The organism is Vibrio sp. Vb0667, from assembly GCF_033391095.1.
Genome location: NZ_JAWPOL010000030.1, coordinates 1 through 25,547, shown reverse-complemented (window position 1 = coordinate 25,547; position 25,547 = coordinate 1). Strand labels below are relative to the sequence as shown.

The 25,547-nt window shown below is 45.2% G+C and carries 25 protein-coding genes and 1 tRNA gene; 20 read left to right on the top strand and 6 right to left on the bottom strand.

Features of this window, described 5'->3' with window-relative positions; translation table 11 throughout:
- Positions 1 to 25: 25 nt before the first annotated feature.
- From chiP to R8269_RS19605, 4 genes are all read left to right on the top strand, one after another.
- On the top strand, positions 26 to 1,147 hold the full coding sequence (gene chiP, locus R8269_RS19620) for a chitoporin (protein ID WP_005382007.1): 1,122 nt from the start codon (positions 26 to 28) through the stop codon (positions 1,145 to 1,147).
- Between the two features lie 123 nt (positions 1,148 to 1,270).
- Positions 1,271 to 1,867 (top strand): DUF2057 domain-containing protein, encoded by a 597-nt coding sequence (locus tag R8269_RS19615; protein WP_005382008.1) that lies wholly within the window; start codon positions 1,271 to 1,273, stop codon positions 1,865 to 1,867.
- A gap of 177 nt (positions 1,868 to 2,044) precedes the next feature.
- Positions 2,045 to 3,472 (top strand): glutamate--tRNA ligase, encoded by a 1,428-nt coding sequence (gene gltX, locus R8269_RS19610; RefSeq protein ID WP_238972138.1) that lies wholly within the window; start codon positions 2,045 to 2,047, stop codon positions 3,470 to 3,472.
- Between the two features lie 640 nt (positions 3,473 to 4,112).
- On the top strand, positions 4,113 to 5,075 hold the full coding sequence (locus tag R8269_RS19605; protein WP_005382010.1) for an OmpA family protein: 963 nt from the start codon (positions 4,113 to 4,115) through the stop codon (positions 5,073 to 5,075).
- A 114-nt stretch (positions 5,076 to 5,189) separates the two neighbouring features.
- Here R8269_RS19605 and R8269_RS19600 read toward each other — a convergent pair whose 3' ends face one another.
- From R8269_RS19600 to R8269_RS19590, 3 genes are all read right to left on the bottom strand, one after another.
- Entirely contained in the window at positions 5,190 to 5,696 is a 507-nt protein-coding gene (locus tag R8269_RS19600) for a hypothetical protein (protein WP_005382011.1), read from the bottom strand.
- A 279-nt stretch (positions 5,697 to 5,975) separates the two neighbouring features.
- Positions 5,976 to 6,052 (bottom strand) — tRNA-Arg (locus R8269_RS19595).
- A 176-nt stretch (positions 6,053 to 6,228) separates the two neighbouring features.
- Positions 6,229 to 7,362, bottom strand: coding sequence for a flagellar assembly protein FlgT (locus R8269_RS19590; RefSeq protein ID WP_005382012.1), 1,134 nt, complete (start codon positions 7,360 to 7,362; stop codon positions 6,229 to 6,231).
- A 169-nt stretch (positions 7,363 to 7,531) separates the two neighbouring features.
- Here R8269_RS19590 and R8269_RS19585 point away from each other — a divergent pair, with 169 nt between their 5' ends.
- Both R8269_RS19585 and flgP read left to right on the top strand, forming a co-directional pair.
- Complete coding sequence (locus tag R8269_RS19585; RefSeq protein ID WP_005382013.1) at positions 7,532 to 8,170, top strand: FlgO family outer membrane protein; 639 nt, start codon at positions 7,532 to 7,534, stop codon at positions 8,168 to 8,170.
- Positions 8,171 to 8,179: 9 nt separating this feature from the next.
- On the top strand, positions 8,180 to 8,611 hold the full coding sequence (gene flgP / locus R8269_RS19580) for a flagellar assembly lipoprotein FlgP (protein ID WP_005382014.1): 432 nt from the start codon (positions 8,180 to 8,182) through the stop codon (positions 8,609 to 8,611).
- 102 nt (positions 8,612 to 8,713) lie between these two features.
- On the opposite strand, the gene R8269_RS19575 is transcribed toward flgP, so the two are convergent.
- The 3 genes from R8269_RS19575 to flgA all read right to left on the bottom strand — a co-directional run bounded on the left by R8269_RS19575 (position 8,714) and on the right by flgA (position 10,344).
- A complete protein-coding gene (locus R8269_RS19575) occupies positions 8,714 to 9,139 on the bottom strand; it encodes a flagella synthesis protein FlgN (protein WP_005382015.1) in 426 nt (141 codons plus the stop codon).
- A 27-nt stretch (positions 9,140 to 9,166) separates the two neighbouring features.
- Complete coding sequence (flgM, locus tag R8269_RS19570) at positions 9,167 to 9,481, bottom strand: flagellar biosynthesis anti-sigma factor FlgM (RefSeq protein ID WP_005382018.1); 315 nt, start codon at positions 9,479 to 9,481, stop codon at positions 9,167 to 9,169.
- A 116-nt stretch (positions 9,482 to 9,597) separates the two neighbouring features.
- Positions 9,598 to 10,344: a flagellar basal body P-ring formation chaperone FlgA gene (gene flgA, locus R8269_RS19565; protein WP_005382020.1), complete on the bottom strand. Its 747-nt coding sequence runs from the start codon at positions 10,342 to 10,344 to the stop codon at positions 9,598 to 9,600.
- A gap of 76 nt (positions 10,345 to 10,420) precedes the next feature.
- Here flgA and R8269_RS19560 point away from each other — a divergent pair, with 76 nt between their 5' ends.
- From R8269_RS19560 to R8269_RS19495, 14 genes are all read left to right on the top strand, one after another.
- A complete protein-coding gene (locus tag R8269_RS19560) occupies positions 10,421 to 11,347 on the top strand; it encodes a chemotaxis protein CheV (protein WP_005382022.1) in 927 nt (308 codons plus the stop codon).
- 11 nt (positions 11,348 to 11,358) lie between these two features.
- Positions 11,359 to 12,186, top strand: a complete 828-nt coding sequence (locus tag R8269_RS19555) for a CheR family methyltransferase (protein ID WP_005382024.1) — start codon at positions 11,359 to 11,361, stop codon at positions 12,184 to 12,186.
- A 302-nt stretch (positions 12,187 to 12,488) separates the two neighbouring features.
- Entirely contained in the window at positions 12,489 to 12,884 is a 396-nt protein-coding gene (gene flgB, locus R8269_RS19550; protein WP_005382026.1) for a flagellar basal body rod protein FlgB, read from the top strand.
- A gap of 5 nt (positions 12,885 to 12,889) precedes the next feature.
- Entirely contained in the window at positions 12,890 to 13,303 is a 414-nt protein-coding gene (gene flgC / locus R8269_RS19545) for a flagellar basal body rod protein FlgC (protein ID WP_005393132.1), read from the top strand.
- Between the two features lie 17 nt (positions 13,304 to 13,320).
- Positions 13,321 to 14,031, top strand: a complete 711-nt coding sequence (gene flgD / locus R8269_RS19540) for a flagellar hook assembly protein FlgD (protein WP_005382029.1) — start codon at positions 13,321 to 13,323, stop codon at positions 14,029 to 14,031.
- Positions 14,032 to 14,061: 30 nt separating this feature from the next.
- Positions 14,062 to 15,375: a flagellar hook protein FlgE gene (flgE, locus tag R8269_RS19535; RefSeq protein WP_005382030.1), complete on the top strand. Its 1,314-nt coding sequence runs from the start codon at positions 14,062 to 14,064 to the stop codon at positions 15,373 to 15,375.
- A gap of 330 nt (positions 15,376 to 15,705) precedes the next feature.
- The gene (flgF, locus tag R8269_RS19530) at positions 15,706 to 16,455 is read left to right on the top strand and encodes a flagellar basal-body rod protein FlgF (protein WP_005382031.1); all 750 of its coding nucleotides are present in this window, start codon (positions 15,706 to 15,708) and stop codon (positions 16,453 to 16,455) included.
- Positions 16,456 to 16,473: 18 nt separating this feature from the next.
- Complete coding sequence (flgG, locus tag R8269_RS19525; protein WP_005382032.1) at positions 16,474 to 17,262, top strand: flagellar basal-body rod protein FlgG; 789 nt, start codon at positions 16,474 to 16,476, stop codon at positions 17,260 to 17,262.
- Positions 17,263 to 17,292: 30 nt separating this feature from the next.
- Complete coding sequence (gene flgH, locus R8269_RS19520; RefSeq protein ID WP_017634834.1) at positions 17,293 to 18,072, top strand: flagellar basal body L-ring protein FlgH; 780 nt, start codon at positions 17,293 to 17,295, stop codon at positions 18,070 to 18,072.
- A 43-nt stretch (positions 18,073 to 18,115) separates the two neighbouring features.
- Positions 18,116 to 19,207 carry a flagellar basal body P-ring protein FlgI gene (locus R8269_RS19515; RefSeq protein ID WP_005393118.1) on the top strand — a complete coding sequence of 364 codons (1,092 nt, stop codon included), beginning with the start codon at positions 18,116 to 18,118 and terminating at the stop codon, positions 19,205 to 19,207.
- A 16-nt stretch (positions 19,208 to 19,223) separates the two neighbouring features.
- Complete coding sequence (gene flgJ, locus R8269_RS19510; protein ID WP_318222634.1) at positions 19,224 to 20,150, top strand: flagellar assembly peptidoglycan hydrolase FlgJ; 927 nt, start codon at positions 19,224 to 19,226, stop codon at positions 20,148 to 20,150.
- A 160-nt stretch (positions 20,151 to 20,310) separates the two neighbouring features.
- Entirely contained in the window at positions 20,311 to 22,251 is a 1,941-nt protein-coding gene (gene flgK / locus R8269_RS19505) for a flagellar hook-associated protein FlgK (protein WP_054576688.1), read from the top strand.
- Positions 22,252 to 22,264: 13 nt separating this feature from the next.
- The gene (gene flgL, locus R8269_RS19500) at positions 22,265 to 23,458 is read left to right on the top strand and encodes a flagellar hook-associated protein FlgL (RefSeq protein WP_005382037.1); all 1,194 of its coding nucleotides are present in this window, start codon (positions 22,265 to 22,267) and stop codon (positions 23,456 to 23,458) included.
- 427 nt (positions 23,459 to 23,885) lie between these two features.
- The gene (locus tag R8269_RS19495) at positions 23,886 to 25,040 is read left to right on the top strand and encodes a flagellin (RefSeq protein WP_005382038.1); all 1,155 of its coding nucleotides are present in this window, start codon (positions 23,886 to 23,888) and stop codon (positions 25,038 to 25,040) included.
- Positions 25,041 to 25,547: the final 507 nt, after the last annotated feature.

Below are 25,547 nucleotides of genomic sequence, written 5' to 3'. Positions count from 1 at the left end.
AAAACTAAAAATATAGGGGTTTATAATGTCTTACCTAAAGAAAAGCCTACTTGCCACGGCAATTACCGGCATGATGTTCAGTGGTGCTGCATTTGCTGATGGTGCAAACAGTGACGCAGCAAAAGAGTTTCTAACCAAAGATTCATTTTCTTATGAAGTTTACGGAATCATCGCGATGCAGGCCGCGTACCGCGATTACGATTCTGGCAGCAAAGCAACGGACGATGACTTGGGTGGCATGCAGCTAAACAACGAATCTCGTATCGGTTTCCGTGGTAAAAAACAATTTGCTAACTTCGACCCTACTTTTATTTGGCAAATCGAAGGCGGTTATGTAGACCCTAGCTTTGGTGGCGAGGGCGCAGGTCTTGGTGAACGTGACACATTCGTCGGTTTTGAAAGTGCATCTTGGGGGCAAATTCGCCTGGGTCGCGTTTTGACACCTATGTACGAATTGGTTGACTGGCCAGCATCTAACCCTGGCCTGGGCGATGTATACGACTGGGGTGGTGCTATTGGTGGCGCCAAGTACCAAGACCGTCAATCAAACACTATCCGCTGGGATTCTCCAATGTTTGCTGACAAATTTTCCCTAGATATCGCAGCTGGTGCAGGTGATAAAGCAGGTCTAGGTGAAGGGGATGACTACTGGGGTGGTATCGCAGCACACTACAAAATTGGTCCTATCCAGTTAGATGCGGCATATGAAGGTAACCGTAATATCAAGATGGAAAGCCAAACGTGGGAAAACAACACGTACTTGGTAGGGGCACAAGGCTGGTTTGATAACGGTATTTCTTTCTTCGCGCAATACAAATATATGGAAGCGGACGCAAGCAATGGTGTGAGTGAAAAGCAAGATGCAATGTCTGCCGCTATCATGTACACCACGGGTGATTGGCAATACAAACTGGCTTACGCCGCTAACTTTGATCTCGAGCGTGATGGTAAGAAAATTAACGATACAGCGGACGATGTGTTATCAGCACAAGTTATGTATTTCGTAGACCCATCGGCAGTGCTGTACGTACGTGCTCGTACTCTAGACTTTGGCGACGGTGCGTCTCAATTAGATAAACCAACAGAAGCACGTTGGAAGTCTGCTGACTACGACGAGTTCTCTGTAGGTGTTGAATACTACTTCTAACTAAAGAAGCAGCTAAAAGGGCGGAAACGCCCTTTTTATCTTGATACTTATTCAAATAAGCCTTTGAAATGACTGGCCTGTAAATTTTAGAGGCTTATCTAAATTGGTATAAAGTGAGAAACCATGATGAAAAAAACAACGACACTTCTCGGACTTTGCGCAATGCTTTCGGCGCCAGCTTTTGCTGCTCAACTCACTCTGCAATCTGAATTAGTTCCTCGCGTTCTCAACGGCGAGTTCGTCTACCCTGAGTGGATATCCAAGAACAACAGCATCGAGTTAAAGGATGGGGAAAACCAATTGGCGGTAACGGTTGGACAAATCGTATTTGAAGATGGAAAGCGCCGTAAATTCGATTCGCAGCCGCTGGTATTAGAGTTTGATGCAGAAAAAGACACCGAGCTTTCTCTGACTTATCAAACATTCCGTACTATTGAAGAGGCGAGAGCCTTCGAACTCGATCCTAAAGTGGTATTGAAAGACAAAAACGGAAAAGAAGTGGCATTCTCTATGGTTCAACTTCGTAAAGGTGGTTTGCAAGGTTTTCGTGATTATGAACGAGAAGTTGCCGACTATAATAACGCAATGAATAAAGAATCGACTAAGGCAAGCATTGCGTCTTCTCCAGCGGAAACCAAAACAATCAAAGCATCGTTTAATGAATTGAGCCGTGAAGAGCAGCAAGAATTTATGCAATGGGCAATGCGTAACCTGAAGTAATTTCGTCTCGTGCTTTAACAGTAAATAGCAGGGCTGTGCCTTTTTGGTTCTGCCCTGTTTTTATTTCTGTTGTCAAACCGATTGTAGAATTGACTTACGGTGGTAAAATGTCGCCACTTTTATCCTTGACATTACAACGAGAGATCTCTCGTTGCTCATTACCCCTAAGGAACTCAAATGACGGTTAAAACTCGTTTTGCTCCTAGCCCAACTGGCTATCTACACGTTGGTGGTGCGCGTACTGCACTTTACTCTTGGCTATACGCTAAAAACCAAGGTGGTGAATTCGTTCTACGTATCGAAGATACAGACCTTGAGCGTAACTCTCAGGAAGCGGTTGATGCAATTCTTGAAGGCATGGAATGGCTAGGCTTGGAGTGGGATGAAGGTCCTTACTACCAAACTCAACGTTTTGACCGTTACAACGAAATGGTTGATAAGCTTCTTGCTGAAGACAAAGCTTACAAATGTTACGCGTCTAAAGAGCTGCTAGATGAAATCCGTGCAGAGCAAGAAGCAAATAAAGAAATGCCTCGCTACGATGCTAACCATCCAAAAATCAAAGCAGCAAACGAAGCGGCAAAAGATGGCGATCCATGTGTTATCCGTTTCCGTAACCCGAAAGAAGGCAGCGTAGTATTTGATGATCAAATCCGTGGTCGCATTGAAATCCGCAACGATCAAATGGATGACCTAATCATTCGTCGTACAGACGGTGCACCTACTTACAACTTCTGTGTAGTAGTGGATGACTGGGACATGGGTATCACTCACGTTGTTCGTGGCGAAGACCACATCAACAACACGCCTCGTCAAATCAACATCTACGAAGCACTAGGTGCGCCAGTACCTACATTTGCACACTGTGCAATGATCCTGGGTGATGACGGCGCGAAACTGTCTAAACGTCACGGCGCTGTATCAGTCATGCAATACCGCGATATGGGCTACCTGCCTGCGGCACTAAACAACTACCTAGTGCGCCTTGGTTGGTCTCATGGGGACCAAGAAATCTTCTCTCAAGAAGAGATGATCAATCTATTTAGCCTAAACGCAGTATCTAAGTCAGCGTCTGCTTTTAACACTGACAAACTGCAATGGTTGAACAACCACTACATCAAGAACTCAGATCCTGCGTACGTTGCTGAGCATCTACAATGGCATCTAGACCAACAAAAACTAGACGTAACGAATGGTCCTGCTATTACTGACGTGATCAAGCTGGTGGGTGAGCGTTGCAACACACTAGTTGAGCTAGCTGAGCAAATCCGTTACTTCTATGAAGATTTCTCTGAGTTTGAAGCGGGCGCAGCGAAGAAACACCTGCGTGGCGTGGCTAAAGAGCCTCTAGAACTTGCATTAGCGAAAGTGGAAGCACTAACTGAATGGACGACAGCGAACATCAAAGATGGCGTTATCGCAGCAGTATGTGAAGAGTTGGAAATCGGCATGGGCAAAATCGGTATGCCATTACGTGTTGCTGTAACAGGCGGGGGTCAGTCTCCTTCTGTCGATGCAGTAATGGAGCTGGTTGGAAAAGAGCGTTGTATTGCTCGCATTAAGATGGCGCTTGAGTTCATTGCTGAGCGTGAAGCAAACGCATAATTGCTTTGAACTGAACGTTCTTTTGAATAAATAGTCACAAAGCCGCGGTGAGCAACCGCGGCTTTTTTGTATCTTCAATTTAGATAACGAGAAACTTTCTCTCATATTGGTGAATGAAGAGATGGTTTCACCTGTAATTTACCTCAATATGGATAAGATTTTTTAATCCAAATATCGTTGGCATGAATAAAAAATGAGCGATTACATATCAAATATCTGATTGATTTTTATCCATGTTCCTTAAAGTTCCATTTTATTTGTCTCATTTTTAAGAAAAATCTTTGCTTTAGCTATGTTGTTCCAAAAATTAAAGCAAACGTTTGCGTAGTGGTTGCGTGGGGGTTTTTTTGCTTAAGATCACATGTTGTCGAGATTTTTGATGACAATAAATTGACAGAATTGGGATTTTTCTCGCGATTTCTTAGCGTTATAGTTCATCCCGTCAGCGATACCGAGATGGCGATATGTATCTCTGAACAGGAAATGTACGTAAGTTGCTTCCATAAAAAAAATGCATGTGCATAAAAAGAAGCTGACTAAGTATCTCACTCAAGGAATGAATAAAAAGAATTGAAATACAACGTCAGTCAGACGGCGCATTTCGGCATCTAACAAAAGAACTTCTTTAGAGGAATCAATAATGAAAAAATTAGCAGCGGTAATTTCAGCGTCTCTACTTATGGCTTCAGCAGCACAAGCAGAAGTATACGTTGGTGGTAAGATGGGTAAGTCATGGATGGAAGACGCGTGTGTAGCGGGCCAGGCTTGTGACAAAGACGATTCTACTCTTGGCGCTTTTGTTGGTTACGAAATGAATAAATACTTCGCAGTAGAAGCGGGTTTCGACAACATCGGTGATTTTAACCAAACTTCTTTCGGTGGCCACGTAGAAGCAATCACTCTTGCTCCTAAATTTAGCCTACCAATCACTGAAGACATCGCACTTTACGGTAAAGTGGGTGGCGCTTACGTAATGTTTGATGGCAAAGATGATTACTCTTACCTAGGCGCAGCTGGTCTTGAATTCAACCTAAGCCAAAACGTAACAGCTCGTGCGGAATACCAAACACTGACTGACATCAGCAACGATGTAACTCGTGCGACAGGTAACACTGCAACACTAGGTGTTTCTTTCAAATTCGGCGGCAACGATGAGCCAGTAATCGTAGAAGAGCCAGTTGTTGTTGAAGAAGTGGTTGTAGAAGAAGTGGTAGAAGAGCCAGTTGTAGTTACGAAAACATTCGAAACTCAAACAATTGGCACAGGTAGCTTCGATCTAAACAGCACAACTCTAAAACCAGAGAGCGCTGCAAAACTTGATAACCTAGTTGCTTTCCTAAACGAGCACCCACAAGCGAACGTTGAAGTTGTAGGTTACACAGATACGTCTGGTCCAGCAGCTTACAACCTAAAGGTTTCTGAAAAACGTGCTGAGTCTGTTGCTAACGCACTCGTTGAAAAAGGTATTGATTCATCACGTATCCAAGCTCGTGGCGAAGGTGAAAATAACCCAATCGCTTCAAACGACACTCGTGAAGGTCGTCAACAAAACCGTCGCGTAGAAGTCGTTGTTCCAGAATTTGAATACCAAGTTCAGCAATAAGCTCCTATTCGACCGTAGTATAGAAGACTGAAGCTGAAAGCCCCAAAGAGTTCGCTCTTTGGGGCTTTTTATTTCTCTTTAAAAACTGACTGAAATGTTCAAAGTGGCTAGGTATTACTTAAGATCAATGCTGTTTAAACGCCCCATGAATGTCAGGATCTCCAAGTTATCTTTATGTGCTTCTAACAACGCTTTTTTGGTTTGCATGTAGGCGGCAAGTTTGCCGTACTTACTAATAGAGCGAACCACCGTTTTATATTTATACTCACCGTCATCATTGAACTCTCGCCACTTGGCGATGTAACACGTATCTCGGTTGTCAGGGTTTTCAAGAGTAGGGTTAGGCTTGTGAACGATTTTAGGCTCAACGCTATGTGGAAGCCTAGTCATTAGGTAAGGGTCTTTCAAAAGACGTCGCCAGAATTTGCCCCACATTTGCCGGCCTAACTCGTTTCTCAGCTTAATGGCTTTTTGTAAGCCTTTCTTTTCTCCAATACGAACAAATCCTACCGAGCGGTGTAGTACCGTATCCTCGGGGGTATGGATATGTATCTTAAAGGCTGTCTTGCCTTTAGAAATAAAGCGGTGTCCAGTGTTAGTTATTAAATTGCTCTTAGACATAGTGCTAACTAATAATTTTATTAATAGCTAAAAGGGTAAGCAAAACTCATAGATAATTAAAGTAATAAAATACAAAACTGTAAATAGTGCTTGTTGAAATGATTTCAAGGGGAAGAAGTCAGATCAGTAGAAGGCTTTATCCCGTAACCGAAACACCCGATCCGATCATATTGATTACTGGGAAGATTATCTAACACGGTGTACTAGGGGGAGCAGTGCGAGGCTTGAAATTGAAGATACAAAAAAGCCTTAGCTCAAGTGGGAGCTAAGGCTATGATATGGCGCCCCCAGTAGGATTCGAACCTACGACCTGTCCCTTAGGAGGGGACTGCGCTATCCAGCTGTGCCATGGGGGCGTAATACCAATAGTTGCAGTTCATTGCACTGTTTTACTGAGTTCAAATCTAGCAATCTACTTAGATCTGTATCAGCATCACGTTGAACGATTCGCTACGGTCATTGGTATAATCAAATAAGATGCGCTGCCTATAATATTCAAAAGTGAGCATATCTCAAGACTTAATGTTTGCTTTTATAGGATCTTGTTCATTACGTCGCCAATTTGAACGCTAGACGCTAAATTTGGCTGATCAATCGTCAGTTCCGCTTCGTGTTCGTATATGCGTGATACCGTTAATGTAATTTCGCTTTGCGAGACTTTGTTTCTTGGCAATCCATTTTGGTCGATAAACGACGCGGTGTGCCAAAGCTGCAATTTGTCTCCCTCTTTTACGCCGTGCATACGGCCGAGATCCATCGTTACGGTATTACCGAAGACTGCCACAACCTCTGGCAATGTAATTTTGCAAGACAGCTCCGACTCCAGATCCAACATAATATTGCGACTAACGCGAAGCATCATCTCGCCATAGGTCGATGCCCAAAAACGTGCACTACGAGTGTCCACTTGACTCGTCTTAGCAAATGGCCAACGCGCGACCTCACGGTAGGCTTTGTTGAAGATTTCATGGCCAGTTTTACCATCAAATACTTTCATTTCTAACGCAAACTGACGATTGATGATGTCATCTTGCAATAGTTGAGATTCGACCGTTGCAGTGAGATCGGTAATGACCCCTCCAATGATGTATTGTGCGCCATTGTCTTGCGCGATCATTTGAGTGCGAGCAGGATAGTTGCTGCTTATTGAGTAGTCCGTTGTACCAACAGACACAAAGCTGCGTGAGGTTTGATCAAGTTGACGGTTCACTACGTGGCTAAAATCGTCACCAACTTGATAAATTTGTCCCATCACTGCTTGTTGTGGTGATGCGACCTCAATATTGCCGACCAGCATTGTCTTTTTGTATTGATCGGTGTGGCAACCCGTTGCCGATGGATAAATATCAACGCGGATTTTTACCTCGACTTTACCGCGACGTTTGCGTTCAGATTCGACCAAAATGTAACGGACTTCATGATTGGTAAACTGGTATTCGTTGCGGCTTTCTTCTAATAGCGGCATCAAGTTGCTAATACTGCCAATATCTGCGCCCGAAAAATTGACGGCTTTGAACAGCGCGTCTTCCAACGCATGGAGCCTTGCCGTCTCTTCTGAGGAAACGATGGTGGCAACGCCTGTGACTTCATACCAAGATGCCATTACCTTAAAAGGCACAAGCATCACTAAAGTGATTGAAAACAGACTGTTTAATATTTTTTTCATTGGTTACAACCGTTCGGGTATAAATATTGCTTTAACAAATTCAGTGAAGTTTGGTGGGTTTTTCTTCGTTAGGCAAACAAAGAAAAGCAAAGACTGTTCCAATATTCACTTTCTTGGAAAGGAATTAATAAAGAACGGTATCACCTAAGATTATCTGGAGAATCAAACCATGAAAAAGTGGCTTGTCGCCGCATCGATGATGACGCTTCTGACATCGTGCGCGTACTCACCGATTTACAATGGTAAAGAACCGTACTCGGGAAGCCAGTTCATGCTGATGGATAGTCCGCGTCATACGATGGACTTTTTCATTGAGAGCATGACAGAAGACCTGATGGTTTCTAATGTGGCAGTATCAGCGCGGACACCGATTGCGATTACCTCGTTTGTTGATCTACAAAATATGGATGCAACAAACTGGTTAGGTAACTCGGTCTCTGAAGGTTTTATCCATCAGTTTCAGCGCCGAGGGTTTAAAGTGGTTGATTTCAAAACTACGGGCTCTATTCAAGTGACGCAGCAGGGCGATTTTGCTTTAAGTCGTGATTGGCAAGATTTAGCTCAAGAGCAGCAAATTCAGTATGTACTGACCGGAACAATGCTGCGCCAAGAGGGCGGAGTGCTTGTCAATGCACGCGTGGTTGGCATGCAAAGCCGTGTAGTTGTAGCGACAGCGCAAGGTTTCCTTCCGGCTGACCGTATTGGGCGTGACTTAGATACGTTAAATAGCATCCGCACACAAGATGGTGTGTTGATTCGTTCTGACCCTACCATTCGTCAGCCGTACACTGTGATTCTCCGTCCATAGGATAGAAGCATGAAGAAGTTATTATTTATTGTTGCCACACTGATATTGGTTGGGTGTCAGCCATTACAACAGATGCGTCAAGATGAAATCTTAGTGGCGGTGGGCTACGCTAGCGTCAGTGAGCAAACAGGCCGCACAGTAGAAGAAAAGCGTGTACGAGCAATGCGCGCATCAAAAATTGATGCTTATCGTGAGCTAGCAGAGCAAGTTTATGGCATGCGTGTTAGTGGACGTGCAGAGCTGCAAGACCAGCGTTTGGGTATTGAAAGCACCACTGGTGCCGTCGATGGTGTAATTCGTGGTGCAGAAGTTGTGCGTAGTTATCTTGTTGAAGACAGTTATGTGACTGAGCTGCGTCTGGATATCCGTAAAATGGATAAGCTACGTGATTACGGAGAAGTTCAACAGGTGCCTGAGAAGCGTCAACAAACCTTGTTTTAAACCATTTCACTAGACAGATAATCTTTTTGAGCGGCTGATTGGTAACAATGAGTCGCTTTTTTATATCTACGTGAGCGCGGGAATTGAGGGTAGGAGTGACGTTTAAGCTTTTATATTGGTGCCAAGCGTCGAGATGGTGTGGGTTTTTCCGCCCGCATTGTAGGTCATGCCAACTTTGCCATGAGTTCGCTGGAGCATGTTGTTGAGTTTATTGAAGCTCAGCTGTGCGCGACTAAGCGATTCGCCATTTACTTGGTTAACTTGTTGACAGTCGAGGACAATCGATTGGATTTGAGCAACAACCTGACTTAGGTGCTCATCTTCAGTAAGTTGATTGACGTGCGGGTGAGAGGCGATTCGCTGATCAGTTGTTCTGAGCTGATCAATGAGCGTCATCTTCTGTTTGGCAATGTTCTCAATCTCGGTAGAGACACGCGCCGTTATTGCTTGTGTTTCTTGGCGTAAAACAGCGGAAAGTGCCTTAGCATTTTCTAGCTGGAAATTAACGAGATCGACTAATGCTGCCATAAAATACTTACCTTCGGCCTAAGTCAGTTAGCTTTTGCCTTGCAATTCGTTTTCAAACTTAATCATGTTGTCAGCCAATTTTTCAGGATCGACTTTGTATGAACCGTTTGTGATAGCTTCTTTGATTGCTGCAACTTTGGCGCTGTCATATGCCGGAGAAGCTGCCATATCCTTCTGGAGTTTACTGACGGCTTTACTTTGCTGGCTGAGTGATACTGCGTCTTGTTGCGCTGGCGCCTTTTTTGATTCTGTCGTGCTGGTAGCATTGGAATCGTTACGTGCAGGTGCGCGACTTGTTGTCGTCATCATTTGCCCTGAACGTATATTATCTATACCTGCCATGTTTAACCTTTGCCTTGTATCGTAATACTGGTATCCAGACTATCGACCAGCGCAAAAATAACTTTAGTCATTTTTTGCATTTTTATTGATCAGTTTAAACACGCTACCAGTGGGTATTAAAAATTAACAGTGATTTCCGCAATGTCAGTCACTATGCCTTCTATTATACGTTGTGACTTATCATTTTTCACTCTTACTTGATCGCCAGCTGAACCATCCTGCAATGCTGTGCCTTGCGTTGTGATCGTCATGCCAGAATTCACCGCTTTGATAATGACCTTTTCATTTCGGCATACCACACAAACATCATTTCTCTCTACGACATCGCCTAAGCGAACATTACGCTTTAGCTTTGCCCCAACCACTTGATCGTAGCTAGAAAATCCATCTTTACGAAAGCGCTGTAGCTCGATCATGGAAGTGGTAACATCCGATGCGCTGACGATTTCTCCTCTCCCTAGTGTTCGTGTCGCGACGATCATTGGTACTGATACCGAGATCCTCACAGGGACATAGACTTTCCAGTCATCCGGTTGGCATTCCACTAACACATTGATGTTACTTCTCGTGCTGCTGGTGGAAGAGGCAGATGTATCTAACGGAACAGGGCAATCCGTTGCTTTTATTCTCGAGTCGATCTCTGCCGCATTAACAGATAGCTCGCCACCATCAGGCTGATCAACCGTAGCAAGAATATGTTGTTCTGCTGCTGTTTTTATTTGCTCGATCTGATTATCTGAAGCTGAATGAACAAAAAAGCTAAACATACTGAGCAAAATGCCGATAGACTTAGCGTACTTTGTAATTAGCGCTCTACATATTGTCATAGTCAATGGTGTCGAAGTGAAAGTGAAATACGCCATACTGTCTCCCTGGTATCGTGCTTGCCAGTGGTAGAGTATCATTTAAAAACAAAAAGTTTGAGATGGAGATGAGCATATGACGGGGATTCTTGACTCGGTGAATCAGCGTACGCAACTCGTCGGTCAGAACCGATTGGAATTATTGACCTTTCGACTGATGGGCCGACAGCGCTACGGCATTAACGTATTCAAAGTGAAAGAAGTACTACAGTGCCCTAAGCTGACTTCAATGCCAAATCTACACCCTCTGGTTAAAGGTATCGCTCATATCCGCGGCCATACCGTGTCCGTTATTGATTTGAGCCTGGCAATTGGTGGCCGCCCAACCACTGATTTAGATAAATGTTTTGTTGTTATTGCAGAATTTAACCGTACGATCCAAGCATTTTTGGTATCATCGGTTGAGCGTATTATCAATATGCATTGGGAAGCGATTTTGCCACCGCCAGACGGCGCAGGTAAAGCGCACTATTTGACTGCCGTGACAAACATTGACAATGAGCTGGTTGAAATCCTTGACGTTGAAAAAATCCTGGCAGAAATTGCGCCAGTTGATGAAACGATGGATTCCGCTATTGGCGAAGAAATCGCACAAGCAGAGCAAGAAAAGCCTATTGTACGCCGCATACTGATTGCTGATGACTCGACGGTCGCGCGTAAACAGGTAGAGCGTGCGATTACATCCATCGGTTTTGAGGTCGTATCTGTCAAAGACGGCAAAGAAGCGTACAATAAGTTGATTGAAATGGCTCAAGAAGGCAATATCTACGATCAAATTTCGTTGGTTATTTCCGATATTGAAATGCCAGAAATGGACGGCTATACCTTAACGGCTGAAATTCGCAGACATGCCGATTTGAAAGACCTTTATGTTATCCTCCATTCTTCATTAAGTGGTGTATTCAACCAAGCTATGGTTGAGCGTGTAGGTGCCAACACCTTCATTGCGAAATTTAACCCAGATGAGTTGGGTAACGCGGTTAAATCTGCATTAACACAATAAAAGAGACATTAATGACTGCTATTACAATCAGTGATCAAGAGTATCGTGACTTTAGCCGTTTTCTAGAATCGCAATGTGGCATCGTGTTAGGTGATAGCAAGCAATACCTCGTGCGTAGCCGACTGAGTCCTTTAGTGACGAAGTTTAAGCTCGCATCGTTATCAGATTTGCTACGTGATGTTGTTACAGGGCGTAATCGAGAATTACGAGTCGCCGCTGTGGATGCGATGACGACTAACGAAACCTTGTGGTTTCGAGATACTTATCCGTTCACGGTTTTAGCTGACAAATTATTGCCAGAAGTAGCGGCAAGTAAGCGCCCAATTAAGATCTGGTCTGCTGCCAGTTCATCGGGCCAAGAACCGTATTCTATTGCAATGACGATCCTGGAAACGCAACAGCGCAAGCCGGGCTTGTTACCAAACGTGTCCATTACAGCCACAGATATTTCGGCAAGTATGCTCGAGATGTGTCGTGCAGGGGTGTACGACAACTTGGCTTTGGGTCGCGGGCTTTCACCAGAACGTCGTCGCACCTTCTTTGAAAATGCGGACGGTGGTCGCATGAAAGTCAAAGATAACGTCAAGCGTTTGGTGAACTTTCGTCCACAAAACTTGATGGACAGTTACGCACTGATGGGTAAGTTCGACATCATTTTCTGTCGTAACGTATTGATTTACTTTTCTCCAGAAATGAAATCTAAAGTGCTTAACCAAATGGCGAGCAGTTTAAACCCTGGTGGTTACTTGCTGTTAGGGGCATCAGAGTCGCTAACTGGTCTGACTGATAAATTTGAAATGGTGCGCTGTAATCCGGGCATCATTTACAAGCTTAAATAGCGGTATCTCTTCATTGATAGAAAAGCCTGACTTCGTGTCAGGCTTTTTTGTTTGTTACTTTCTGCGCCGAGCGCTTCATGTATCACTCAATTAGTTGAAGCGCGTTTTTGCCTTGTGCCCTCAACACGGTGTATCTTTATTAAGTGAGCAAAGTGATACGACATGACATTCCAGTTACTTTGGCTCACTTATTGCTATTTCAATTCACGGTAACCACTAGGTTGGTGTAATGCTTTAGGTTTTGGCATGCTAATTGCTTTTTGGTTATCAATCACGGTCAGTTCTTAATTGTAGAGGCAAACATGGCTATATCTTTTGACAATGCACTAGGCATCCACCAGCACACGGTGGGCGTACGTGAGCGCAATGCAGAGGTGATTTCCACCAATATCGCACAAGCAAACACGCCTGGTTACAAAGCAAGAGGTTTAGACTTTGCGAAGGAATTGCAAGCGGCAACATCTGGGGCAAGCATTGGTCTTAGTCGCACAGATGGTCGGCATATTCCTGCCACTACAACGTTGGTTGGGGACAAGTTATATCGTCTTCCTACGCAACCAGATACGGGAGATGGCAACACGGTAGACTTGGATTTAGAGCGTAACTTGTTTATGCAAAACCAAATCAGACACCAAGCATCACTCGACTTTCTAGGCAGCAAATTCAAGAACTTAACCAAAGCAATCAAAGGGGAATAATTTAGATGAGCTTATTTAACGTTTTCAATGTGACAGGTTCCGCAATGAGCGCTGAATCCGTTCGTCTGAATACTACCTCAAGCAACTTGGCGAACGCCGACAGTGTCAGCAGCTCTGCGAAAGACACTTACAAAGCGCGTCATGCAGTGTTTGGTGCAGAGTTAAGTAACGCCATGCGTGGCGGTGATACGGTGCCAGTGAAAGTGATGGGTATTGTAGAAAGTGATAAACCGCTGAGTGCGGAGTACAACCCAGACCATCCCCTTGCAAACGAAGAAGGCTACATTTACAAGCCTAACGTCAATGTAATGGAAGAAATGGCAAACATGATTTCAGCTTCTCGTGCATACCAAACTAATGTACAGGTCGCTGATTCTAGTAAACAAATGCTGCTGCGTACGCTGCAGATGGGTCAATAAGGATAAGGGGGTAGCGTATGGCCGGAATTAACAACGTTGGTCAAAGCGGCTTGTCCTATATCGACCAGCTTAAAAGTCTACAAGAGAGTAACAAGAAAGCGGAAGAGAGCACGGGTAAGCAGGACCTAAAACAGGAAGACTTCTTATCATTGCTCACGAAGCAACTGTCTCAGCAAGACCCTTTTAAGCCGGTAAGTAATGACCAGATGATTGCGCAAATGGCTTCATTTGCGACCGTTGATGGCATTGGCAAGATGAACACTCAGTTTGAGAGTTTGAATTCGTCAATGACATCAAATCAAGCGTTACAAGCTTCCTCTTTGGTAGGGCGTGACGTATTGGTCCCAGGAGCAGCAGGTGTGAAGCAGGACGACGCACCAATGGCGGCAATGGTTAAGCTTTCACAATCTATCGATAATCTGTTTGTTCGTGTAGAGGATGAAGCTGGCCAACTGGTTCGTACCTTTGAGGTAGGGGCGAAACCAGCCGGCGACACGCGTGTGCTTTGGGACGGTAAAGATGAAAGCGGAAATCCACTGCCAGCTGGCAAATACAAAGTGAAAGCGTCTGGCTTAGTTGAAGGGGAGTCGCAAGAGTTCCCAGTATCGACATACGCCAACGTAAACAGCGTATTGCTTGGCAAAGGTGACGGAAACGTATTACTCAATCTGGCTGGTTTTGAATCGCCAGTTCGACTTGCAGAAGTATTGGAAGTCGGCAAAGCGTAGTCATAGCTCGCTAGATTAGGAGATTTTGGAATGTCATATGTATCTTTAAGCGGTTTGTCCGCCGCCCAACTGGATTTGAATACCACCAGTAACAACATTGCGAACGCCAACACTTACGGCTTTAAAGAGTCCCGTGCTGAGTTTGCTGATGTCTACTCTAACTCTTTATTTACTAACGCAAAAACCACACCGGGTGGTGGTGCGCAAGCAAGCCAAGTGGCACAGCAGTTCCATGAAGGCTCTAGCATTTACACCAACAACCCAATGGATTTGCGTGTTTCGGGGACAGGTTTTTTCGCTGTAGCGAAAGAGCGTCTAACTCCACAACAGAATGAACTGACACGTAATGGTGCATTTCACTTAAATAAAGAAAACTACATGGTGACCGCGAACGACGAGTTCTTATTAGGTTACCAAGTGGACCCAAGCTCTGGTGAGGTTTCTTCATACGAGCCACAACCCATCAATATTCCTGCTGAATTTGGTAAGCCAAAACAAACAGCAAACATTGAAGTGGGTGTGAACTTGCCAGCGAACGGCGATTTGAAAGATCCAACGCAGTTTGATTTTTCAGACCCAGATACATACAACCGTTCAACCTCTTCGACAATTTATGACTCGATGGGTCAGTCTTACAAGCTAACGACGTATTACTTGAAAGATCAGACTCAGCCAAATACATGGAACACTTACTACACCGTGACAGATAAAGAAGGTGAAAAGCCTTTAAATGTTGCGGCTGGTGATGCGCAAACGCCAACAGGTCATGTGGGGCATACCATGAAGTTCAACAACGATGGTACGTTGGCGAGCTTGAACAATGGTCAGCCAATCACTTCTGTGGCTCTGGGCGATCCGGCGACGAACACGACACCAGTCGATATGAATGGTGCCGATCCTGCGCAGACGCTTAACTTCGGCTTAGGCTCAGCAACACAGTTTGCGGCTCCGTTCGAACTGACTAAGTTTGACGAAGACGGTGCAACGACGGGCTTCCTAACCAAAGTTGACTTCGATGAAAACGGCAGCGTATTGGGAACTTACTCAAACGGTGAAAACGTTACATTGGGTCGTGTTGCTCTCGTACGTGTTCCAAACGAGCAAGGTCTGGATAAGAAAGGCGGCACTCAATGGGATTCAACGCAGTTCTCTGGTGACAAGATCTGGGGTGAATCAAATAAAGGCTCTTTCGGCACCATCAATAACGGTATGCTGGAACAGTCAAACATTGATATGACGCAGGAGTTGGTGGACCTGATCTCTGCTCAGCGTAACTTCCAAGCAAACTCACGTTCGCTCGAAGTACACAACCAACTACAACAGAATATCTTACAGATCCGCTAGAGCACTAGCTGGGTCATTCGATACTCTGCTTGAGTAAGCAATGGCGTGTGATTGCTTCTTAGTAATTACCGCTTTGTTCACTTTCATCATGACATTCATCTGATGCTTAGCCTGAATACACCTCACTCAGGCTAAGCATGCTTTGATCTACGATTTGCCGCTGTTGCCGCCGTATGGATCAAAACCTTGCCTCTCGTTACAGTTTTCTGCCCCTATTGACCTCTTTTAATTGTTGATTGTTAATTCAAAGTATTGATTGATAAGCCTATTTTTGTTTTGGCATAACTATTGCTTTTACTCCGTGTACAGAGAGATTTTTTGGAGTAATTTATGGATCGCGCACTGTTTCTCGCAATGAGTGGCGCCAAGCAAAATATGCAGGCACTACAATTGCGCGCTAATAACTTGGCTAACGTAAGCACGACCGGATTTCGGGCTGATTTAGCACAGGCTCGCTCAATGCAGGCTTATGGTGAAGGCCATCCTTCACGTGTGTTCAGCATGACAGAGCGTCCAGGGCATAACTTTGCTCAAGGTAGCGTGATTACAACAGGGCGTGATCTGGATGTGACGATTGAAGGCAGCGGTTGGATATCGGTACTCGATCACACAGGGAAAGAAGGGTTGACCCGTAACGGCAACCTAAAAGTCGATCAAAATGGCATGCTTACCAACGCAAGTGGTCATTTGGTGCTGGGTGAAAACGACGCGCCGATTACTTTGCCTATTCCTCTCTCCAAAATTGAAATCGGTCGGGATGGCACCATCTCTGTACTTCCTCAAGGTGCCCCGGCAGAAGAATTCCAAGCGGTTGATCGCATTAAGCTTGTTAAGCCTAATGATCAAAGCTTGTTTAAAGACACCAATGGCTTATTTCGCCATAAAACTCCAAACCAACCTTACGAAGCAGACGCGACTGTTAGCCTCCAGACGGGAGCGATAGAAGGCAGTAACGTGAATGCCGTAGGTGAAATGACCGCATTGATTGACTTACAACGTCAGTTTGAAATGCAAGTCAAGATGATGAGCACAGCTGAAGAAATGGATAAATCTTCAGATTCACTGCTTCGTATGAGTTAACAGAGTTAGAGGTTCACTATGCATCCAGCACTATGGGTAAGTAAAACAGGTCTAGACGCCCAACAAACCAACATTGCCACGATTTCGAACAACTTGGCGAACGCCTCTACTGTCGGCTACAAAAAGAGCCGTGCAGTATTCGAAGATCTGTTCTATCAGAACATCAACCAGCCTGGCGGCCAGTCATCTCAGAACACGGAACTGCCAAGTGGCTTGATGCTAGGTGCGGGTTCTAAAGTGGTTGCGACGCAAAAAGTGCACACGCACGGCAATGCACAGACAACGACCAACGCACTGGACATGATGGTGGAAGGCGACGGCTTTTTTCAAGTGACATTGCCGGACGGCAACATCGGTTATACCCGTAACGGTCAGTTCACGCTAAATGGTGAAGGCACGTTAGTCACGTCGGGTTCTGGCTACCCTGTAGAGCCTGAAATTGTGATTCCAGAAGATGCGATTTCTATTACTGTCGGTACGGATGGTGAAGTGTCGGTTCGCGTCCGAGGGCAGCAAGACAACCAAGTCGTTGGTCAGTTAACCATTACAGATTTTGTTAACCCGGGTGGCCTAGAGCCAATTGGTCAGAACCTTTACTTACCAACGGGGGCCAGTGGCGATCCACAAGAGGGTGTTCCTGGTTTGGACGGTTTGGGGGAAATTCGTCAATCCATGCTGGAAGCGTCCAACGTGAATGTAACAGAAGAGTTGGTCAATATGATCGAAGCCCAGCGCGTTTACGAAATGAACTCAAAAGTGATCTCGTCAGTCGATAAGATGATGAGCTTCGTTAACCAGCAATTGTAACGATTAAGAGCAAGATTTGAGGAGCTCACGATGAAACGTATTTGCCTACTCGCTTTGATTGCTACGATGTCGGGCTGTGCCATGTTGGAACCGATTGAAACGGATGAAGTGACACAAGCAACCACTGTGGTCGACGCAGTAGAAGGTGATAAATCGAAAGAAGAGAGCAGCGGTATTGTAGATACTTTACGTGGTAGGAGCGATCCGGTTGCTGGCGACCCTGCTTGGGCTCCAATTCATCCGAAAAACAAACCTGAGCATTACGCTGCTGCAACAGGTTCGTTGTTTAGCGCCGAGCACATTACCGATCTCTACGACGATTCTAAACCACGTGGTATTGGCGACATTATTACCGTAACACTTGATGAGACAACCAGTGCGACGAAAAGCGCAAATGCCGATTTATCGAAAACCAATGAAGCGCAAATGGACCCGCTTCAAGTGGGCGGAGAAGAGCTGAAAATTGGCGGAAAATATAATTTCTCTTATGACTTAAACAACTCCAACTCATTTGCAGGTGACTCTTCTGCAAAGCAGAGCAACAGCATCAGTGGTTACATCACTGTTGAGGTGATCGAAGTACTGGCAAACGGCAACCTCGTGATCCGCGGTGAGAAGTGGATGACGCTAAATACGGGTGATGAGTACATACGTTTAAGTGGCACTATTCGTCCGGATGATATTAATTTCGACAACACCATTGCATCAAATCGCGTTTCTAACGCAAGAATTCAGTACTCTGGCACTGGTTTGCAACAAGATATGCAAGAGCCAGGCTTCTTGGCACGATTCTTTAATGTAGCGCTATAACACGCCGTGCTGACGGCAATTTGACTGCAAGAGATAAGTAAGCATGAAAAAACTCCTTTTAGTACTGATGAGCGTTGCTCTGTTTTCTACCGTAGCCCAAGCCGCACGTATCAAAGACGTCGCGCAAGTGGCAGGTGTACGAAGCAACCAACTCGTGGGTTATGGTTTGGTTTCAGGCTTACCTGGTACGGGTGAAGCGAACCCGTTTACAGAGCAAAGTTTCGCCGCCATGCTGCAAAACTTCGGCATTCAGATGCCGCCGGGCACAAAGCCAAAAATTAAAAACGTTGCCGCAGTCATGGTTACGGCAGAATTGCCGCCTTTCTCTAAACCGGGTCAGCAAGTGGACGTGACTGTCTCTTCCATCGGAAGTGCTAAAAGTTTGCGTGGTGGCACCTTGCTGCAAACGTTCCTCAAAGGTCTCGACGGTCAAGTTTACGCGGTTGCTCAAGGTAACTTAGTGGTGAGCGGCTTCAGTGCTGAAGGCGCTGACGGTTCTAAAATCGTAGGTAACAATCCAACCGTTGGTCTTATCTCTAGTGGTGCGACAGTAGAGCGAGAAATTCCAAACCCATTTGGTCGTGGTGATTACATCACGTTCAACTTGCTTGAGTCAGACTTCACAACGGCTCAACGTATGGCGGATGCTGTAAACAACTTCCTTGGCCCACAAATGGCGAGCGCTGTTGACGCGACATCAGTGCGCGTGCGTGCTCCTCGTGACGTCAGCCAGCGTGTTGCGTTCTTATCGGCAATTGAAAACCTAGAGTTTGACCCAGCAGATGGTGCAGCCAAAATCATCGTTAACTCTCGCACGGGCACCATCGTAGTTGGTAAGCATGTGCGTCTTAAACCAGCAGCAGTAACGCACGGCGGCATGACGGTTGCGATCAAAGAAAACCTGAATGTTAGCCAACCTAACGGCTTTTCTGGTGGGCAAACCGTAGTCGTACCAGACTCGGATATCGAAGTCAGCGAAGAGCAAGGCAAAATGTTTAAGTTCGAACCAGGCTTAACGTTGGATGATTTGGTCCGTGCCGTGAACCAAGTCGGGGCTGCGCCTTCGGACTTGATGGCAATTTTACAAGCATTGAAGCAAGCTGGTGCCATTGAAGGCCAGTTGATCATCATTTAATGGTTAGGAGGTAGGTATAATGAACAATCCTAACGACATTGGTTTTATCCATGACATCAGTTCTCTGGATACTCTGCGTCAAAAAGCAGTGAAAGAGGGAAAAGATGGCGAGCAAGAAGCATTGCATGCGGCTGCTCGTCAGTTCGAATCGATCTTCACCTCCATGATGTTGAAATCCATGCGTGAAGCCAATGAGGGCTTTGAGTCCAACATGATGAACAGCCAAAACGAGAAGTTCTACCGACAAATGTTGGATGAACAGATGGCGAGTGAATTGAGTTCGTCTGGTTCAATGGGACTGGCCGATATGATTGTTAAGCAATTAACGGCTGGGCAAGGGAACGACAAAAAAGAAACGGCTATGCGTGATGCGGCAAACAATGCTGCGGAATATCGTCGTGTTGACCCGAAAAAAGCGCGCGAGATTGAACAGCGCTTGATTGAATCTGGTCAACTATCTCGACCAAGCAATGAATCCACTCGATTCGATTCACCAGAATCCTTTGTTAACTCGATGAAGCCATACGCGGAGAAAGCTGCGAAAGCCCTAGGAGTCGAGCCATCTCTGCTACTTGCGCAAGCCGCTTTGGAAACGGGGTGGGGGCAAAAGGTCGTGAAGAACGCGCGTGGCAGCAGCAACAACTTATTTAATATCAAAGCAGATCGAAGCTGGCAGGGTGACAAAGTGACGACTCAAACTTTAGAGTTCCACGATAACACGCCAGTGAAAGAGACGGCAGCGTTTCGCTCATACTCAAGTTACGAAGACAGCTTTAATGACTTTGTACGATTTTTGAATGACAACCCACGTTACGAGACAGCATTGCAGCAACGCGGGAATTCAGAGTCGTTTATTCGCGGTATCCACAGTGCGGGTTACGCGACCGATCCGAACTACGCAGATAAAGTCCTGCAGGTGAAGGATAAAATCGAAAGTATGTAATGTCTCTGCGCCAATTTATGACGTTCTCGAAGGCTTGCCATAGTGCAAGCCTTCACTTTATCTGAATATCTACGCCTTTCTATCACTTGGCACATCTTTTGCTTTTAACGTGTCTAGGTGATCGGTTTTGCCGATTTATATTTCGTTTTTGGGGGCATGTATGGCGTCAGATCTTCTGAATGTAGGTACTCAAAGTGTGCTTACTGCTCAGAGACAATTAAACACCACTGGTCATAACATTTCTAATGTTAATACAGAGGGTTATAGCCGTCAGTCTGTTATCCAAGGCACGAATGATCCGCGCATGTTTGGTGGTTCTACCTACGGCATGGGTGTGCATGTGGAAAATGTTCGCCGCTCGTGGGATCAGTTTGCCGTGAATGAACTGAACCTGTCGTCGACCAACAATGCCAACAAAACGGATACCCAAGATAATCTTGATATGCTTTCTAGCATGTTGAGCTCTGTGGCATCGAAGAAAATTCCCGAGAACCTGAATGAGTGGTTCGATGCGGTAAAAACCATGGCAGATACCCCGAACGATTTAGGGGCACGAAAAGTGGTATTGGAAAAGGCGAAAATCTTCTCTGATACATTAAATGATTTCCACGAAACCGTGCGACTGCAATCTGATGTCACCAATAAAAAATTGGATATGGGCATTGAGCGCGTTAATCAACTTGCGTTGGAAATTCGCGATATTCATCGACTGATGATGCGTACTCCCGGTCCACATAATGACCTGATGGATCAGCATGAAAAGCTGGTTACTGAGCTGTCAGAGTACACCAAAGTTACCGTAACCCCACGCAAAAATGCGGAAGGGTTTAATGTTCATATCGGCAATGGACACACTCTTGTTTCTGGCACGGAAGCAAGCCAGCTCAAAATGATCGATGGCTATCCGGATGTTCATCAAAGACGATTAGCAATGGTGGAAGGGAATGGCATTAAAGCGATCAAGTCTGATGATATGGATGGCAAAATCGGCGCTTTACTTGAAATGCGCGACAAACACATCCCACAACTGCAAGATGAAATGGGCCGTTTAGCGACGGGCTTTTCCTACAAAATTAATCAGCTGCAATCTCAAGGTCTGGATCTCAACGGTAAGATAGGTAAAGACGTATTTACCGACGTGAACTCTGAGCTGGTGGCAAAATCTCGAGTTTTTGCTGCGCCTGACTCCCAAGCTGATGTTGCGGTTTACATCGAGGACATTTCCGCGATCAAAGGTGGTGAATATTCGCTGCGTTATGATGGCGATCAATACAGCGTGACAACACCGAAAGGTGAGCAAATGTCGTTGAACATCGACCGTTCGGATTCGTCATTTGTTCTGGATGGTATGAAAGTGCAAATTGGTGAAGGCCTTGCCGCCGGTGAGCGCGTATTGCTCCGCCCAACGAGAAGTGGTGCAGCCATCATAAAGATGGAAACCAATGACGCAAAAGCTATTGCCGCACAAAGTTATGAAGCCTCAACCACTTTTGCCCAAGGTAACGCCAAGTTTAAAATTCGTGAGGCGGGGGATGTTAAAGAGTTTGAGGTTACCGTACAACCAACCGACGAGAAGCATGATAAGCCGTGGTTAAAGATCACGGATAACAAGGGTAATTTACTATCGGACAAATACTCATACCCGTTAGATAAAGATAACCCGAAGATTGAAATATCAGTGCCGAAAAGCCATCCGCTGTATAAAAACGGCGATGCAACCGTGTTTGAGTTGAGCGAAGGCGCACTGATGAATGATAAATTCACCGCAAACTTGGTGCCTTCTGAAGGTGGTAACGGCAACTTGAGAAAAATGCAGAAGATCCAAACAGACAAGATGATGGATGGAAAATCCAGTACCTTGATCGATGTTTATCATAACCTCAATACCGAAGTTGGACTGAAGTCTTCTACAGCAAACCGTTTAGCCTCCGTCGCTCGTTTAGAGCATGAAGCGGCGCAAGAGCGCGTTGCTTCTATTTCTGGCGTTAACCTCGATGAAGAAGCGGCCAACATGATGAAGTTTCAACAAGCGTACATGGCTTCATCACGTGTGATGCAAGCGGCGAACGATACCTTCAATACCATTTTACAACTGAGGTAAGGAGAAGAGATAAGTGCTAACCCGAATTTCTAGTTTCCATAACTATCAGTCCGTACAAAATGATCTGCGTCGTCAAGAGAATAAGGTTCACCACAACCAAGAGCAGCTTGCTTCAGGGAAAAAGTTACTGAAACCTAGTGACGACCCCCTCGCTGCGCATTACATCCAAAACATTAGTCAGCAACAAGAACAGCTACAACAATATCTTAGCTCGATAGTGTTGGTGCGTAATCGTCTAGAAAACCACGAAGTTAATATCGCCAATGCGGAGAATTTTGCCGACGAGTCGAAGCGCTTAACGATGGAGATGATTAACGGTGCCTTTTCTGCTGAAGACCGACAAGCAAAGAAGCGTGAGCTAGAAGAGATTGCGAACAACTTCCTTAACTTGGTGAACTCGCAAGATGAATCTGGTAACTACGTGTTTGCTGGCACTAAGCCAAAAAGCCAACCATTTTATCGCGATAAAGATGGTAGCGTGCAATACGCTGGGGACGATTATCAGCGCAAAATGAAAGTCTCCAGCATGCTTGAGATGCCAATGAACGATCCCGGCAGCAAGCTGTTTATGGAGATACCAAACCCATTTGGCGACTATCAGCCAAATTACGATCTACAAAACGGCTCTGAGCTGTTGCTAAACAAAGCTACTAACGTTGACGCTAAGGATGATGCGGCGTATCGCGTGACATTTGTCGATATGAATAACGGCAAATTTGGTTACCAATTAGAGCGTAACGGCAAAGTAGTGGATGCCGATGAGTTTTCACCAGAGAAAGGGATTGAATACAAAGGCCTGAAAGTGCACGTAAAAGGCCAAATTACGCCTGGTGACAGCATTGAGATCGAAAAGCGGGCAGAGTTCAGCATTTTCGATACCTTCAAGGATGCAATGGCATGGTCAGACAAATCGGTTTCGGATACGTCGGCGACTGCTAAATTGCACCAAATGACAGAAGAATTCCACGCTGCTTTTATCCATTTGAATAAAGCGCGTACAGATGCCGGTGCTCGATTGAGTACGCTGGATATCCAAGAGCAAAATCATGAAGACTTTAATTTGTCTCTGGCAAAAGCGAAGAGCAACTTTGAGGACTTGGATTACTCCAAAGCCGTGATCGAGTTCAGTGAAAACTCGCGAGCGTTACAGGCATCGCAACAAGCATTCGGTAAGACCAAAGATCTAACGTTGTTTAACTACATCTAGTATGACACTCATACACATTGTCTGATTTTGATGCCTTATGTGCAAAGCCTTAAGCGCGATAAGTCGACGTAACCTGAGAGTCTGAGATGTCATGCGGCACGATTTTACCCAAAGCGGCAATGATGCGGGAGGCAAGTCGGGCGGCAACAGGGCAGCGTTCAATACCCTTGGGCTAAGATGAGGCTGACAAACCGGAAATAGCTTAATGATAAAGCTAACTTATTGTTTATTTGATTCTTTTAAAAGTAGTTAAATAATTTACGCAAGTTGGCACACAAATTGTATTGAAAATATCAGAACAGATTTAGAGATTCTAAACCCTGCGTTTAAGGCAGATTTAGCAAGTAACTTTTACGGTCAGTGCTTATCCAAATGAGAGTAAAGCTGGCCGCTTCGCAAAAGCTTGCGAACTCAACAGGAGAGCAAAATGGCTGTAACAGTTAGTACTAACGTCTCCGCGATGACCGCGCAGCGTTACCTAAACAAAGCGACTGATGAATTAAACACGTCGATGGAGCGCTTATCTTCAGGACATAAGATTAACAGTGCAAAAGATGATGCGGCAGGTCTACAGATCTCTAACCGCTTAACTGCACAGTCTCGTGGCCTAGATGTCGCAATGCGTAACGCGAACGATGGTATCTCGATTGCACAAACCGCTGAAGGTGCGATGAATGAGGCAACCTCTGTCATGCAACGAATGCGTGACCTTGCGATTCAATCATCGAACGGTACTAACTCTCCAGCTGAGCGTCAGGCGATCAACGAAGAGTCAATGGCATTGATTGACGAGCTAAACCGTATTGCGGAAACCACTTCATTTGGTGGTCGTCGTCTATTGAACGGCTCATTCGGTGAAGCGGCATTCCAGATTGGTGCGAGCTCAGGTGAAGCCATGATCATGGGACTCACCAGCATTCGTGCGGACGATACTCGCATGGGCGGTGTGACCTTCTTATCTGAGAACGGTAAAGATAAAAACTGGAGCGTTGACCCAGCTAAATCTGACTTGAAGATCACGCTACCAGGTATGGGTGAAGACGAAGACGGCAATGTTGATGATCTAGAAATCAACATTAATGCCAAAGCGGGCGACGACATCGAAGAGCTTGCCACTTACATTAATGGTCAGTCTGATATGATTAATGCGTCTGTAAGTGAAGATGGCAAGTTGCAAGTTTTTGTCGCGCATCCAAACGTTCAGGGTGAGATTTCTATTTCTGGTGGATTAGCATCTGAGCTTGGCCTGAGTGATGAACCTATCAGAACGTCAGTACAAGATATTGATATGACCACGGTACAAGGTTCTCAAAACGCGATTTCTGTGCTGGATTCGGCACTGAAATACGTAGACTCGCAACGTGCAGACTTAGGTGCGAAGCAAAACCGTTTGAGTCACAGCATCAACAACTTGGCGAATATCCAAGAAAACGTTGACGCATCGAACAGCCGAATTAAAGATACAGATTTTGCGAAAGAAACCACGCAAATGACCAAAGCACAAATTTTGCAACAAGCAGGTACATCGATTCTTGCTCAAGCGAAACAGTTGCCAAACTCTGCAATGTCACTATTGCAGTAGTTTACTTAGCCTGTACTCAATACATTCAGACGTGGATGGGAATGCAGGCTTTTGGCAAGCAGCTTTACAATAGAATGAGCGGCTCTCTCATCTCTCACCTGCCAATCATTTTCAATGTAAAGTTGCACTCGGTATGCCGGAAATGTGTTCATTTCTCTTGATCTCCACATAGGCTCTGGCGACCAACCTAGCCCCAGTTCTCTCAAAGGAAAAGGGGCTTTTTCTTTTCTAATCTTCACGTCTATCGTCTGCGAACTTACCTTTAATTGTTTCCTTTTGCTGATTTTCTATACAATTTAGCCCTCTCGGCTCGATTTGTGGAAACTTGAGCACTTTTTCTTACTTTTCTTCAATTTTATTAGCTAAATCTCGCAATGTTATTTTTTTAAACTTTTTTCTAAAGCTTCTGAATTTGGTGTCGTTAATAGAGGTAACTTTGAGAGAACTACTTGGTTTTCCGAGACGTCGGAAACCGCTACACCGGAAAATCAATTGGAGAAATCACCA

What these genes read in the sequence shown, in the direction of transcription:
- chiP (WP_005382007.1), top strand. Translation starts at nt 26, where the DNA reads ATGTCTTACCTAAAGAAAAGCCTACTTGCCACGGCAATTACCGGCATG.
- R8269_RS19615 (WP_005382008.1), top strand. Translation starts at nt 1,271, where the DNA reads ATGATGAAAAAAACAACGACACTTCTCGGACTTTGCGCAATGCTTTCG.
- gltX (WP_238972138.1), top strand. Translation starts at nt 2,045, where the DNA reads ATGACGGTTAAAACTCGTTTTGCTCCTAGCCCAACTGGCTATCTACAC.
- R8269_RS19605 (WP_005382010.1), top strand. Translation starts at nt 4,113, where the DNA reads ATGAAAAAATTAGCAGCGGTAATTTCAGCGTCTCTACTTATGGCTTCA.
- R8269_RS19600 (WP_005382011.1), bottom strand. Translation starts at nt 5,696, where the DNA reads ATGTCTAAGAGCAATTTAATAACTAACACTGGACACCGCTTTATTTCT.
- R8269_RS19590 (WP_005382012.1), bottom strand. Translation starts at nt 7,362, where the DNA reads ATGAAAAAAATATTAAACAGTCTGTTTTCAATCACTTTAGTGATGCTT.
- R8269_RS19585 (WP_005382013.1), top strand. Translation starts at nt 7,532, where the DNA reads ATGAAAAAGTGGCTTGTCGCCGCATCGATGATGACGCTTCTGACATCG.
- flgP (WP_005382014.1), top strand. Translation starts at nt 8,180, where the DNA reads ATGAAGAAGTTATTATTTATTGTTGCCACACTGATATTGGTTGGGTGT.
- R8269_RS19575 (WP_005382015.1), bottom strand. Translation starts at nt 9,139, where the DNA reads ATGGCAGCATTAGTCGATCTCGTTAATTTCCAGCTAGAAAATGCTAAG.
- flgM (WP_005382018.1), bottom strand. Translation starts at nt 9,481, where the DNA reads ATGGCAGGTATAGATAATATACGTTCAGGGCAAATGATGACGACAACA.
- flgA (WP_005382020.1), bottom strand. Translation starts at nt 10,344, where the DNA reads ATGGCGTATTTCACTTTCACTTCGACACCATTGACTATGACAATATGT.
- R8269_RS19560 (WP_005382022.1), top strand. Translation starts at nt 10,421, where the DNA reads ATGACGGGGATTCTTGACTCGGTGAATCAGCGTACGCAACTCGTCGGT.
- R8269_RS19555 (WP_005382024.1), top strand. Translation starts at nt 11,359, where the DNA reads ATGACTGCTATTACAATCAGTGATCAAGAGTATCGTGACTTTAGCCGT.
- flgB (WP_005382026.1), top strand. Translation starts at nt 12,489, where the DNA reads ATGGCTATATCTTTTGACAATGCACTAGGCATCCACCAGCACACGGTG.
- flgC (WP_005393132.1), top strand. Translation starts at nt 12,890, where the DNA reads ATGAGCTTATTTAACGTTTTCAATGTGACAGGTTCCGCAATGAGCGCT.
- flgD (WP_005382029.1), top strand. Translation starts at nt 13,321, where the DNA reads ATGGCCGGAATTAACAACGTTGGTCAAAGCGGCTTGTCCTATATCGAC.
- flgE (WP_005382030.1), top strand. Translation starts at nt 14,062, where the DNA reads ATGTCATATGTATCTTTAAGCGGTTTGTCCGCCGCCCAACTGGATTTG.
- flgF (WP_005382031.1), top strand. Translation starts at nt 15,706, where the DNA reads ATGGATCGCGCACTGTTTCTCGCAATGAGTGGCGCCAAGCAAAATATG.
- flgG (WP_005382032.1), top strand. Translation starts at nt 16,474, where the DNA reads ATGCATCCAGCACTATGGGTAAGTAAAACAGGTCTAGACGCCCAACAA.
- flgH (WP_017634834.1), top strand. Translation starts at nt 17,293, where the DNA reads ATGAAACGTATTTGCCTACTCGCTTTGATTGCTACGATGTCGGGCTGT.
- R8269_RS19515 (WP_005393118.1), top strand. Translation starts at nt 18,116, where the DNA reads ATGAAAAAACTCCTTTTAGTACTGATGAGCGTTGCTCTGTTTTCTACC.
- flgK (WP_054576688.1), top strand. Translation starts at nt 20,311, where the DNA reads ATGGCGTCAGATCTTCTGAATGTAGGTACTCAAAGTGTGCTTACTGCT.
- R8269_RS19495 (WP_005382038.1), top strand. Translation starts at nt 23,886, where the DNA reads ATGGCTGTAACAGTTAGTACTAACGTCTCCGCGATGACCGCGCAGCGT.